The 12,433-nt window shown below is 70.3% G+C and carries 9 protein-coding genes; 6 read left to right on the top strand and 3 right to left on the bottom strand.

Translation table 11 applies throughout. From position 1 onward, the window contains the following. Positions 1 to 110 precede the first annotated feature (110 nt). The 3 genes from OOK07_RS10095 to OOK07_RS10085 form a co-directional block, all read right to left on the bottom strand. Positions 111 to 1,022, bottom strand: coding sequence for a carbohydrate kinase family protein (locus OOK07_RS10095; protein ID WP_266796008.1), 912 nt, complete (start codon positions 1,020 to 1,022; stop codon positions 111 to 113). A 20-nt stretch (positions 1,023 to 1,042) separates the two neighbouring features. Then, positions 1,043 to 2,194 carry a LacI family DNA-binding transcriptional regulator gene (locus OOK07_RS10090; protein WP_266796007.1) on the bottom strand — a complete coding sequence of 384 codons (1,152 nt, stop codon included), beginning with the start codon at positions 2,192 to 2,194 and terminating at the stop codon, positions 1,043 to 1,045. Between the two features lie 180 nt (positions 2,195 to 2,374). After that, positions 2,375 to 3,322 carry a hypothetical protein gene (locus OOK07_RS10085; RefSeq protein WP_266796005.1) on the bottom strand — a complete coding sequence of 316 codons (948 nt, stop codon included), beginning with the start codon at positions 3,320 to 3,322 and terminating at the stop codon, positions 2,375 to 2,377. Between the two features lie 586 nt (positions 3,323 to 3,908). Between OOK07_RS10085 and OOK07_RS10080 the strand changes: the two genes are divergently transcribed. The 6 genes from OOK07_RS10080 (at position 3,909) to OOK07_RS10055 (ending at position 12,350) form a co-directional block, all read left to right on the top strand. Next, a complete protein-coding gene (locus tag OOK07_RS10080) occupies positions 3,909 to 4,124 on the top strand; it encodes a helix-turn-helix domain-containing protein (protein ID WP_266796004.1) in 216 nt (71 codons plus the stop codon). A 64-nt stretch (positions 4,125 to 4,188) separates the two neighbouring features. Beyond that, complete coding sequence (uvrC, locus tag OOK07_RS10075) at positions 4,189 to 6,249, top strand: excinuclease ABC subunit UvrC (protein WP_266678909.1); 2,061 nt, start codon at positions 4,189 to 4,191, stop codon at positions 6,247 to 6,249. Beyond that, the gene (gene rapZ, locus OOK07_RS10070; RefSeq protein ID WP_266678907.1) at positions 6,246 to 7,199 is read left to right on the top strand and encodes an RNase adapter RapZ; all 954 of its coding nucleotides are present in this window, start codon (positions 6,246 to 6,248) and stop codon (positions 7,197 to 7,199) included. The genes uvrC and rapZ overlap by 4 nt, the downstream gene beginning before the upstream one ends. Then, on the top strand, positions 7,196 to 8,263 hold the full coding sequence (locus OOK07_RS10065) for a gluconeogenesis factor YvcK family protein (RefSeq protein WP_266678905.1): 1,068 nt from the start codon (positions 7,196 to 7,198) through the stop codon (positions 8,261 to 8,263). Before rapZ ends, OOK07_RS10065 begins: the two co-directional genes overlap by 4 nt. After that, positions 8,254 to 9,243, top strand: a complete 990-nt coding sequence (gene whiA, locus OOK07_RS10060) for a DNA-binding protein WhiA (protein ID WP_266512242.1) — start codon at positions 8,254 to 8,256, stop codon at positions 9,241 to 9,243. Before OOK07_RS10065 ends, whiA begins: the two co-directional genes overlap by 10 nt. A gap of 155 nt (positions 9,244 to 9,398) precedes the next feature. Beyond that, positions 9,399 to 12,350 carry a M14 family metallopeptidase gene (locus OOK07_RS10055; protein ID WP_266796001.1) on the top strand — a complete coding sequence of 984 codons (2,952 nt, stop codon included), beginning with the start codon at positions 9,399 to 9,401 and terminating at the stop codon, positions 12,348 to 12,350. The last annotated feature ends 83 nt before the right edge of the window (positions 12,351 to 12,433 follow it).

The raw sequence follows: 12,433 nt of genomic DNA, 5'->3' as shown, positions 1-12,433 counted from the left end.
GGGAACTCCCCGCGGGGCGCCGCTCGTTGCGAGATCAGCCGCCTGATCCGCGGCTACGACGCACCTTGACACCTGAACAGTGGAATTAGTGATGGAAAGCCGAACACCCCTTACCAGTCCCCGAGTTCGGAGGCGTACGGCGGCTCTGCCCCTGCCCGGGAGCAGGTGATCGCGGCTGCGCGCGCCGCGAATCGCAGCAGCCTCGTCCAGCCGTCGGCGCCCAGTCCCAGGAGCGCCTCGGCGGACAGGGCGCCCTGGGCGGCCAGACCATGCAGGAGAGCGGCGTTCACGGTGTCACCGGCACCGATGGTGTCCACCACGTCGACCTTCTCGCCCGGCACGGCGTGCACCGCTCCGCCCCGGGTGAAGGCGGTCAGCCCGTCCCCGCCATGGGTGATCACGACCGCCGCGGGTCCGGCGGCCAGCCACTCGCGCGGGGTGCCGCCCAGCCAGAGGGCGTCCTCCTCGGAGAGCTTGAGCAGCGCCACCGAGGGCAGCCAGCTCGTGAAGCGGGCCCGGTAGGCGTCCGCATCAGGGATCAGCCCCGTCCTGATGTTGGGGTCGAGCGCGGTGAAGACGCCCTGGGCGGCAGCGGTCCGCATCAGGCTCTCGTAGGCGGTGGCGCCGGGCTCCAGGACGAGCGAGCAGGTGCCGAAGGACACGGCTCGTGTCCCGGCGGGCAGCGCCTGTGGTGTCGCGAACAGCCGGTCGGCGGTGCCCTCGACATAGAAGGAGTAGGCGGCCGAGCCGTTCCCGTCGAGCGTGGCGAGGGCAAGCGTGGTCGGCTCCGGACCGCGCTGCACGGCCGAGACATCCACGCGCGCTTCCCGGAGCCGGTCGAGCAGCGCCTCGCCGAAGGCGTCGTGCGAGGTGCGGGAGCAGAAGGCAGTGGGGGAGCCGAGTCGTCCGAGGGCCAGGGCCGTGTTGAACGGGCCGCCGCCGAGTGCTGGTTTCAGGTCCGCGAGGGCACCCGTGCCGTGCGGTACCAGGTCGATCAGAGCCTCACCGGCGACGACGATCACGAGACGGTTCCTTTCTCGAACTACTCGGGTTTCTCGAACTCTGCGGTCTTCTCACACTCGGCCCCTTCGGCCTTCGAGGCCTCGTCCTCCTCGAACTCCCCGCGCGGCGCAGGCTGTTCGGGACGTGCGAATAGCGGCGGCTCGAACTGCACCGACCCCTCCGGACAACCGCACGAGGTGCGGTGGACCAAGGTGCAGGGGAGTCGCAGAGTGCGGGCGGGGCGGTCAGGGGAGGCGAGGCGTTCCAGGAGGACCCGCACCGCCTCGGCGCCCAGCTCCCTGCTGGGCTGGGCCACGGCGGTGAGCCGGGGCGAGAACAGGTCCGCCCAGGCGAAGTCGTCGAAGCAGCACAAGGCGATGTCACCGGGCACGGACAGGCCGCGTTCCCGCAGCGCACGCAGTGCGCCGATGGTCATCGCATTGTTGGCGGTGACGAGCGCGGTGGGCGGGTCGGTGAGGGAGAGGAGCTGCGCAGTGGCACGTTCGGCGCCGGCGGACTCGGAGTTGCCGTGCACCACGAGGTGTTCGTCGCGGAGGAGCCCGGAGGCGGCGAGGCCGCTGCAATATCCGGCGATGCGTTCGCGGGTGGTGCTGAACCCGGGCGCGCCGGCGACCAGGGCGATCCGGCGGTGGCCGAGCTCGGCGAGATGGGTGACCAGCCGGGCGGTCGGCTCGGTGCTCTCGGTACAGACCTGGTCGTAGCGCGGTGTCCCGTCGGCGGGGGAGTCCACACGGCGGTCGAGGAAAACGGCCGGGACGCCGTGCCGGCCCAGATAGGCGACGAGTTCGCTCGGGTCCGCGGACGGGGCGACGATCATGCCGTCGACTCGGCGTTCGTGCAGCAGCTGGACGACCTTGCGCTCGTGCTCCGGGTCGTCGTGCGGATCGGCGATGAGGAGGCTGTAGCCATGTTCCAGGGCGGTCGCCTCGACACCCTGGAGGATCTCCGTGAAGTACGGGTTGCTGATCGCCGACACCGCGAGACCGATGGACCGGGTGCACGAGGTCACCAGGGAGCGGGCGAGGGTGTTCGGGCTGTAGCCGAGCCGGTCGACGGCGTCCATGACGGCCTGGCGGGTGTGAGGGAGGACGGGCCGGGTGTCGTTCAGGACGTGCGAGACGGTCGCGACGGAGACGCCGGCGCTCCGAGCGACATCGGCCATGGTGGCCATGACGTACCCCCTCCTGGACCGTGGCCCTCCGCCGGCAGAGCGTGCCTTCAGGCCGGGACGGTATCCCATTCGAGGGCGGACGTAAACGCTTGCGCAAACGTTTACGTCACCGACCGTGCGCCTGCGGGCGTCCCTCACCCGGGAACTCTGCGTGAGCCGGCCCGGCCCCTTACGTCCGGCTCACTCCCAGTCCCAGCCGATCCCCACGATCCCCGACCGCACCCGGGGCTCGACGAGGTGGACCGAGTGGTGGCGTCCAGTGAGGGCGAGTTCCTGGCGTCCGCTGCGTGGAGCCGCCGGAGAGTGCTGGGCGAAGCGGTGGCACTGGGACGGCAGGGCCTGCTCGTCGAAGCGCACCTGGAGCGCGTACTGCCCGCCCGCCGGCCCGAAGCTGCGCACGTACTCGCGGCACACACCCGCGGTGCCGTCCTCGATGCCGTAGCGGAACAGGAAGGTGTCGCCGGCCCGTAGGCGGGTGTCGAAGAGGAGCTCGGCGACGAGCACACCGGTCTCGTGGTGCACGCGTGTGCGTCCCGTACGGCAGTTCTCCAGCGCGTGCACCCCCATGCGTTCCGGAGCGCACCCCGGGTCGCCGTGGTGGACGGCCACGAAGCGGTCGACGCCGTCCTTGTGGGCGCGCACGATGTGGTGGGACTCGCGCCCCGCCAGCTCGCGGTGCGATCCGATCCGTATCCGCTCGTGATGCCCCAGGGTGTGCAGCCCGCTGTCCAGGGGCGAGCCCAGTTCTGCCAGCAGCCGTTCCAGGACGCCCGACGCCTCCACGAGGGAGCGGTAGGAACGGCCCGAGGCCCGTTGTGCGGACGGGCCTTCGTCGGTCTCGGCGAGCAGCCGGATCAGGGACTCCTCCGGCAGCTGGAGGATCTCCTCCAGCGCCCGCACGGCCCGCAGGGACTCGGGGCGCTGCGGTCGCCGGGCACCCTGCTGCCAGTAACTCAGGCTGGTGACGCCAACCTTGACCCCGTAGCGCGACAGATGGTGCTGCACGCGCTGCAGCGGCAGCCCACGGGCGGCGATCGCGGCACGCAGCGCGGCGTGGAATGGGCCACCCCGCAGGGCCGAGTCCAGTTCCGCGGTGGCGACGTCCGCGTGCTGTGTGGCGTGCGGCATGCAGGGGCCTTTCTGTGAATGCTCGCTACGGCTGGTCGGGCCGGGTTCGTGCTGTCTGCCGGGGCCACCCCGTCGGCGCCGGGGCGTCTTCCCATCCGTACGCCGTCGTTCACGGCCCCGAGTTCCCCCGCATTGAAGCGTGTTGACCAAGTCCCGACAACACCTGACGCCCAACAGCCGCGTACTCCTGGCCGAGACGCGATCGGCTCTCTCGGGCCGGTCGGGTCGTCCCTTCGTCGCCGAGCACCTCCTTGATCGCCCGCGCCGACAGGCCGGACTTCTGCAGGAACGTCGATCCGGCCGTCGCAGGTGGTGTCGCCCGGTGTCTTCCGCGCCTTGGGCAAGGCGCTGAAACAAGTCCGAGTCGAACTCGTCAAGCTGCCCGAACAGCGCCCGCCCCCTGCCGCGCCCTCGCGAAGATCGTCCTGGACCGGGCGCCCGTCAGGGCCGCGCTCGGCCGGGCGGTCCAGGCCATCGACAAGGACCAGGCCGACCACCAGCACCACCAGCACCACCCGCCCACCGGCCCCTGAGGAGACCCGTCGCTGGTGGCTGGGCTGTTCGCGGCCAACCGGCCCGACGACCCGTGTCCCACCTCAGTGCCCGGGCGCGCGGGGTCCCGGCCCTGATGGCGGAGGGCCGCTCGAACGCGGGCATGGGCCGCAGGCCGTGGGTCACCGAGGGAACTGCCGGGAAACACGTCCGCAGCATCCTGGGCAAACTCCGCCGCACCGGGGACACCGACGACGACCGCAGCGTCCTGGCCGGCCTGGCCGTTCTCACGTTCCTCGAGTTCCGGTAGTCCCCGCAGCGGGGTTGTCCACAGGCCGGCCGCAGTGTCAGCCCTCGCCAGTAGGGTGTGAGACATGGCCGATCCCTCCAGCTACCGCCCCAGGCCGGGTGCGATCCCGGACTCTCCGGGGGTGTACAGGTTCCGCGACGAGCACCGCCGGGTGATCTACGTCGGAAAGGCGAAGAGCCTGCGCCAGCGCCTGGCGAACTACTTCCAGGACCTGACGAACCTGCACCCGCGCACCCGGACGATGGTCACCACGGCCGCGTCCGTGGAGTGGACCGTGGTGTCCACAGAGGTCGAGGCCCTGCAGCTGGAGTACTCCTGGATCAAGGAGTTCGACCCCCGGTTCAACGTCAAGTACCGCGACGACAAGAGCTACCCGTACCTCGCGGTGACCATGAACGAGGAATTTCCGCGCGTCCAGGTGATGCGCGGCCACAAGCGCAAGGGCGTGCGCTACTTCGGGCCGTACGGACACGCGTGGGCGATCCGTGACACCGTGGACCTCCTCCTGCGCGTCTTCCCCGTGCGCACCTGCTCGGCCGGCGTCTTCAAGAACGCCGCGCGCACCGGCCGGCCCTGTCTGCTCGGCTACATCGGCAAGTGCTCGGCGCCCTGCGTCGGCCGCGTCTCGGCCGAGGAGCACGACGAACTGGCCGAGGAGTTCTGCGACTTCATGGCCGGCCGCACGGGGACGTACCTCCGCCGCCTGGAGAAGCAGATGACCCAGGCGGCCGAGGACATGGAGTACGAGCGGGCGGCCCGCCTGCGCGACGACATCGGGGCCCTGAAGAAGGCCATGGAGAAGAGCGCGGTCGTGCTCGCCGACGCGACCGACGCCGACCTGATCGCGGTCGCCGAGGACGAGCTCGAGGCGGCGGTCCAGATCTTCCACGTCCGCGGCGGACGCGTGCGTGGCCAGCGCGGCTGGGTCACCGACAAGGTCGAGGAGATCACCACCGGCGCCCTCGTCGAGCACGCGCTGCAGCAGCTGTACGGCGAGGAGAAGGGCGACTCCGTCCCCAAGGAGGTCCTCGTCCCCGCCCTGCCCGACCCGGTCGAGCCCGTCCAGCAGTGGCTCGCCGAGCGCCGGGGCTCGGGCGTCTCCCTGCGCATCCCGCAGCGCGGCGACAAAAAGGCCCTGATGGAGACGGTGGAGCGCAACGCGCAGCAGTCGCTGGTGCTGCACAAGACCAAACGCGCCTCCGACCTGACGACGCGCTCGCGCGCCCTGGAGGAGATCGCCGACGCCCTCGACCTGGACAGCGCACCCCTGAGGATCGAGTGCTACGACATCTCGCACCTCCAGGGCGACGACGTCGTGGCGTCCATGGTCGTCTTCGAGGACGGTCTGCAGCGCAAGAGCGAGTACCGCCGCTTCCAGATCAAGGGCTTCGAAGGTCAGGACGACGTCCGCTCCATGCACGAGGTGATCACCCGCCGCTTCAAGCGGTACCTCGTCGAGAAGGAGAAGACCGGCGAGTGGGTCGACGAGGGCCAGGACAACCACGTCGACGGTGATCCCGGCAACGGCCTCAAGGACGAGGAAGGCAGGCCCAAGAAGTTCGCCTACCCGCCGCAGCTCGTCGTCGTCGACGGCGGGCAGCCCCAGGTCGCGGCCGCCAAGAGGGCCCTCGACGGGCTCGGCATCGACGATGTCGCGGTGTGCGGCCTCGCCAAGCGTCTGGAGGAGGTGTGGCTGCCGGACGACGACGACCCGGTGGTCCTGCCCCGCACCAGCGAGGGCCTCTACCTGCTGCAGCGCGTCCGCGACGAGGCCCACCGCTTCGCGATCACCTACCAGCGCACCAAGCGGGCCAAGCGCTTCCGGTCGAGCCCCCTGGACGACGTGCCGGGCCTCGGAGACACCCGCAAGCAGGCACTTCTCAAGCACTTCGGTTCGTTGAAGAAACTGCGATCCGCCACCATCGACCAGATCTGCGAGGTCCCCGGTATAGGCCGCAAGACGGCCGAGACCATCGCCGCGGCCCTCGCCCAGGCGGTCCCGGCCGCGCCCGCCGTGAACACGGCGACTGGAGAGATCATGGAGGAGGAATCCGGCACCATGGGTTCCAGTGGGGAGCCCGTGACGATGGGCGCCCCGGACGAACGACGGGGGCAGGAGACATGAATGTGAACGAGCACGACGGGCAACAGACCCCAGCCGGAGACGGAGCACAGGTGAGTACGGGCAGCGAAACACCCGGGGTGCCCGAGTCGGCCATCCCCGAGCTGGTGATCATCTCCGGCATGTCCGGTGCGGGCAGGTCGACGGCAGCCAAGTGTCTTGAGGACCTCGGCTGGTTCGTCGTCGACAACCTGCCGCCCGCCCTGATCCCCACCATGGTGGAACTCGGCGCCCGCTCGCAGGGCAACGTGGCCAGGATCGCGGTCGTCGTCGACGTCCGCGGCCGCCGCTTCTTCGACAACCTCCGCGACTCACTCGCCGACCTGGAGTCCAAGCACGTCACCCGGCGGATCGTCTTCCTGGAGTCCTCGGACGAGGCCCTGGTGCGCCGCTTCGAGTCGGTACGACGCCCGCACCCCCTCCAGGGCGACGGCCGCATCGTCGACGGCATCGCGGCCGAGCGCGAACTGCTGCGCGAGCTGCGCGGCGACGCCGACCTGGTGATCGACACCTCCAGCCTGAACGTGCACGAGCTGCGAGCCAAGATGGACGCCCAGTTCGCCGGCGATCAGGAGCCGGAGCTGCGGGCCACCGTCATGTCCTTCGGCTTCAAGTACGGCCTCCCGGTCGACGCCGACCTGGTCGCGGACATGCGGTTCCTGCCCAACCCGCACTGGGTCCCGGAGCTGCGCCCCTTCACCGGCCTCAACGAGGAGGTGTCGGCGTACATCTTCAACCAGCCCGGCGCCAAGGAGTTCCTCGACCGGTACGCCGAACTGCTCCGGCTCATCGCGGCCGGCTACCGCCGCGAGGGCAAGCGTTACGTGACCATCGCCATCGGTTGCACCGGCGGCAAGCACCGCTCGGTCGCCACCTCGGAGAAGCTCGCCGCGCGCCTCGTGGCCGAGGGTGTGGAGACGGTGGTCGTGCACCGGGACATGGGACGGGAATGACAGGACGTTCCTCGCGGCTGAGCAGGCTGCGCCGGACGATGCCCGAGGGGCGTGTGAGCCGGCCGGTCGAGACCCGCGGTGCCAGGCCCCGCCGACGCGGCGCCCAGCCCAAGGTGGTCGCCCTCGGCGGCGGCATGGGCCTGTCCGCGTCGCTCGCCGCACTGCGCCGGATCACCGGCGACCTCACCGCCGTCGTCACCGTGGCCGACGACGGCGGCTCCAGCGGACGTCTGCGCGACGAGCTGGGCGTCCTGCCGCCCGGCGACCTGCGCAAGGCGCTGGCCGCGCTGTGCGGCGACGACGACTGGGGCCAGACCTGGGCCCGGGTCATCCAGCACCGCTTCCAGTCCAAGGGCGACCTGCACGAGCACGCCGTCGGCAACCTCCTGATCGTCGCTCTCTGGGAACAGCTCGGCGATCACGTCCAGGCCCTCGACCTGGTCGGCAAGCTGCTCGGAGCGCACGGGCGGGTGCTGCCCATGTCCGCCGTACCCCTGGAACTGCAGGCACTGGTCAAGGGGCATGTCCCGGAGCGGCCCGAGGACGTCGAGACAGTGCGCGGCCAGGCGACCGTGGCGCTCACGCCCGGCGAGGTGCAGTCCGTGCACCTCGTGCCGCACGACCCGCCGGCGGTCCCCGAGGCCGTGGAGGCGGTCCTGGACGCCGACTGGGTGGTTCTCGGCCCCGGCTCCTGGTTCTCCTCGGTCATCCCGCACCTCCTCGTGCCCGATCTGCTGGACGCACTCATCGAGACCAAGGCGCGCCGAGTGCTCCCGCTGAACCTCGCCCCGCAGCCCGGAGAAACCGAAGGCTTCTCACCGCAGCGTCATTTGGAGGTTTTGGGACGACACGCCCCTAAACTCGCCCTGGACGTGGTGCTGGCCGACGAGGCCGCCGTGCCCGACCGCGACGTGCTCACCGAAGCTGCCAAGCGACTCGGAGCCGCGGTCGAGCTGGCGCCGGTGGCCCGGAGGGACGGAACCCCTCGGCACGACCCGGAGCTGCTGGCCGCCGCGTACGACCGTATTTTTCGGATGCATGGAAGGATCGGCCCATGGCGATGACGGCAGCGGTGAAGGACGAGATCTCCCGGCTCCCCGTCACCCGGACCTGCTGCAGGAAGGCGGAGGTCTCCGCCATTCTGCGGTTCGCCGGCGGCCTCCACCTGGTCAGCGGGCGGATCGTGATCGAGGCGGAGCTGGACACCGCGATGGCGGCCCGGCGCCTGAAACGGGACATCCTGGAGATCTTCGGCCACAGTTCCGAACTGATCGTGATGGCACCGGGCGGACTGCGGCGCGGTTCGCGCTACGTCGTCCGTGTCGTCGCCGGAGGTGATCAGCTGGCCCGGCAGACCGGCCTGGTGGACGGCCGGGGCCGCCCGATCCGCGGTCTGCCCCCGCAGGTGGTCTCGGGGGCCACCTGCGACGCGGAGGCCGCGTGGCGCGGGGCCTTCCTCGCGCACGGCTCGCTGACGGAGCCCGGCCGCTCGTCCTCCCTGGAGGTGACCTGCCCCGGGCCCGAGGCCGCCCTCGCCCTGGTCGGCGCCGCCCGCCGTCTGTCGATCGCCGCCAAGGCCCGTGAGGTGCGCGGAGTGGACCGCGTGGTCGTCCGTGACGGCGACGCGATCGGCGCCCTGCTCACCCGCCTCGGCGCGCACGAGTCGGTGCTGGCCTGGGAGGAGCGCCGGATGCGCCGCGAGGTGCGGGCGACGGCGAACCGGCTCGCCAACTTCGACGACGCCAACCTGCGCCGCTCCGCCCGCGCCGCGGTCGCGGCCGGTGCCCGTGTCCAGCGTGCCCTGGAGATCCTCGGCGAGGAGGTCCCCGAGCACCTCGCGGCCGCCGGGCGTCTGCGCATGGACCACAAGCAGGCCTCGCTGGAGGAGCTGGGCGCGCTCGCCGACCCGCCGCTGACGAAGGACGCTGTCGCGGGCCGTATCCGCCGGCTGCTCGCGATGGCCGACAAGCGCGCCTCCGACATCGGCATTCCCGGCACGGAGTCCAGCATCACCGAGGAAATGGCCGACCACCTCGTCGGCTGACGGCGCGAAGGATCGCTCAACACGCCGGTGCCGACGCCCTGTTGGGGCGTCGCCACCGGCGTTCGTCTGTCATGGGGCACCCTTGACTCGATCATGGAGTGTCATGAACCTGGCAGCAGTTCGCCTACTGTGGCGGACCACTGCTAGGGGGGTTCATGAGACCTAGAGCGAGATCGATCCTCGCTGCCGGCGCGCTCCTGATCGGCGGAGCGAGCCTCGCACCCATCGCCCATGCGCAGAACGGAAGTTCGCAGGGATCCGACCCCAACGAGGTCAGGGTCTTTCGCGCCGACGTCACCGCCAGGCAGGTACCCCTGCTGCTGGCGGCCGGGCAGGACAGCCACGAACTCGGTGAGCTCCCGGACAAGGGCACCGCATCGGTCGAGGTCTATCTGACCGACCAGCAGGCCCACAAGCTGGAGAAACAGGGCGTCGACCTCACCGAGCACACGCTTTCGGCCAAGGCGGAGAAGCGCGTCGACGCGGCCGCTCAGGGCGTGTTCCGCCCGTACGGCGGAAGTGGTGGACTCAAGGAGGAGATCGTCCGGACCGGGCGGGAGAACCCGAACCTCACCAAGGTCGTCTCCATCGGCAGGACGGTGGGCGGCCAGGACATCCTCGCGGTCAAACTGACCAAGGGGGCGAAGAAGTCCAAGGACGGCTCGAAGCCCTCCGTTCTCTACATGTCCAACCAGCACGCGCGCGAGTGGATCACGCCGGAGATGACCCGCCGGCTGATGCACTACTACCTGGACAACTACAAGACGGACAAACGCATCAGGAAGATCGTCGACTCGACCGAGCTGTGGTTCGTGATCTCCGCCAACCCGGACGGCTACGACTACACGTTCCAGAACTCCGACACCCGCCTGTGGCGCAAGAACCTGCGGGACGTCAACGGCGACGGTGTCATCTCCACCGGCGACGGCGTCGACCTCAACCGCAACTTCGCCTACAAGTGGGGCTACGACGACGAGGGTTCCTCGCCCAACCCGACCAGTGAGACCTATCGCGGCGCGAGCCCCGGCTCCGAGCCCGAGACCAAGGCGCTCGACGCCTTCGAGAAGCGGATCGGCTTCACGTACGCCATCAACTACCACTCCGCCGCCGAACTCCTGCTCTACGGCGTCGGCTGGCAGGTCGCCACGCCGACCCCGGACGACGTCGTCTACAAGGCCCTCGCCGGTTCGCCGGACAACTCCGCGATCCCCGGCTACCACCCGCAGGTCTCCTCGGAGCTGTACACGACCAACGGCGAGGCGGACGGTCACGCCGGGAACGTCAACGGCATGTCGATGTTCACCCCCGAGATGTCGACGTGCCAGACCGCCTCGAACGCCGACCCGGGCGACCAGTGGAACGCGGCCGACTGCCAGTCCGTCTTCAACTTCCCGGACGACGAGAAGCTGATCCAGGCGGAGTTCGCGAAGAACGTCCCGTTCGCACTGTCAGTCGCCGAGACCGCCCCGCACCCCGACACGCCGTCCTCCTCGCTCGGCCTGAGCGCCGCCGACTTCACCCCGGCGACGTTCTCCACCTCGTACTCCCGCGGCGCCGACCAGGAGGTCTCCGTCGTCGTACGCAAGGCCGTCCGCGACAAGAAGCTCAAATACCGCGTCGACGACGGCCGTACCAAGGACGTGGCGCTCAAGTCCTGGAAGGGCGGCGAGACCTACGGCGGTGCGGACAACCTGTACTTCGACGAGTACCGGGCCAAGGTCAAGGACGGCGACCCGGGCGACAAGGTCGAGGTCTGGTCCACCGGGAAGACGAAGAGCGGCAAGAAGGTCTCCAGCGGGCACTTCACCTACACCGTCGCCCAGCGGCCAGTGGCCGACACCCTCGTCGTCGCCGAGGAGGGCACGGCCGCCACGCAGGCGCAGACGTACGTGGACGCGCTGAAGGCGAACGGCCGCAAGGCGATCGTCTGGGACGTCGCCACCCAGGGCGCGCCCGACGCGCTCGGCGTGCTCAAGCACTTCACAACGGTCGTCCACTACACCGGCGCGAGCGTCCCCGGCAACGCCACCCAGCTGCAGCTGCGCGCCTTCCTCAACGAGGGCGGCAAGTTGATCGAGGCGGGCGAGCAGGCCGGCGGCAACGTCGATCTCGGCGGCGGCACCCTGTCGAACGACTTCAGCCAGTACTACCTGGGCGCCTATTCGCGTACATCGACGCCCGGGGCGACCGGCATGACCGGTTCCGGCAGGCTCGACGGCTTCAGTGGTGCGCTCGGTGCGGCGCCCGGCAACCCGCTCGACAAGGCGGGCACCTACAGCGTCACCTCCGAGGAACTGCCCGCCGGCACCTATCCGCAGTTCGCGAGCGCGGGCGCGGGCCGGTTCGCCGGGACCGTCGACCCGTACGCGCCGTACGCGGGCTCCTCCATGGCCGCGGCCGTCCACACCGACGACTCCTACAAGCGCCTCACCCGCACCGTCGACCTCACCGGCGTCACCGCCGCCGAACAGCCCGCCCTGCGCAGCCGGCTGCTGTGGGACACCGAACCCGGCTACGACCACGTGATCGTCGAGGCGCACACCACCGGCGCAGACGACTGGACGACGTTGCCGGAGGCAGGCGGCGCCACCAGCCAGAAGGTGCCGGCGGAGTGCGAGGCGGGCTTCCTGGTGAAAGAGCACCCGTGGCTCAAGCACTACCTCACCGTCGCCTCCGGCGGCTGCACCGCGAGCGGCACCAGCGGTTCCTGGAACAGCCTCACCGGCGCCTCCAGCGGCTGGCAGCAGGTCAACTACGACCTGAGCGCCTACGCAGGAAAGTCCGTCGAGGTCTCCATCAGCTATGTCACCGACCCCGGCACGGGCGGCCACGGTGTCCTCGCCGACGAGGCCTCGCTCGTCGTCGGCGGCGCGGCGACGCAGACCGAGGGCTTCGAGACGTCGCTCGGCGCCTGGAGCGTGAGCGGACCGCCCGCGGGCAGCCCGGCCGTGCTCAGGGACTGGGTGCGCTCCGGAGCACTGTTCAAGACCTACGGAGCGGTCACCACCGACCGGAGCGTGCTGCTGGGTTTCGGCCTGGAGCACGTCCCCGCGGCCGCGGATCGCAACATCCTCGTCAAGAAGGCACTCGCGGCTCTCCGAGGCTGAAACACCTGGTCAACGATGACTAGCACTCCGTAGTCAGAAAGAGTGATCAGAACTTTCGAGCCGGGCGGTCCGTACCCCTACTG

This window comes from Streptomyces sp. NBC_00078 (assembly GCF_026343335.1).
Taxonomy (GTDB): Bacteria; Actinomycetota; Actinomycetes; order Streptomycetales; family Streptomycetaceae; genus Streptomyces.
Note: the sequence above shows the minus strand (reverse complement) of the source record. Positions and strands in the feature narration are given on the sequence as shown.

Excerpts from the sequence above, each read along its gene's own strand:
- rapZ (WP_266678907.1), top strand. The coding sequence starts at position 6,246 with ATGAATGTGAACGAGCACGACGGGCAACAGACCCCAGCCGGAGACGGA.
- OOK07_RS10065 (WP_266678905.1), top strand. The coding sequence starts at position 7,196 with ATGACAGGACGTTCCTCGCGGCTGAGCAGGCTGCGCCGGACGATGCCC.
- uvrC (WP_266678909.1), top strand. The coding sequence starts at position 4,189 with ATGGCCGATCCCTCCAGCTACCGCCCCAGGCCGGGTGCGATCCCGGAC.
- OOK07_RS10085 (WP_266796005.1), bottom strand. The coding sequence starts at position 3,322 with ATGCCGCACGCCACACAGCACGCGGACGTCGCCACCGCGGAACTGGAC.
- whiA (WP_266512242.1), top strand. The coding sequence starts at position 8,254 with ATGGCGATGACGGCAGCGGTGAAGGACGAGATCTCCCGGCTCCCCGTC.
- OOK07_RS10055 (WP_266796001.1), top strand. The coding sequence starts at position 9,399 with ATGAGACCTAGAGCGAGATCGATCCTCGCTGCCGGCGCGCTCCTGATC.
- OOK07_RS10090 (WP_266796007.1), bottom strand. The coding sequence starts at position 2,194 with ATGGCCACCATGGCCGATGTCGCTCGGAGCGCCGGCGTCTCCGTCGCG.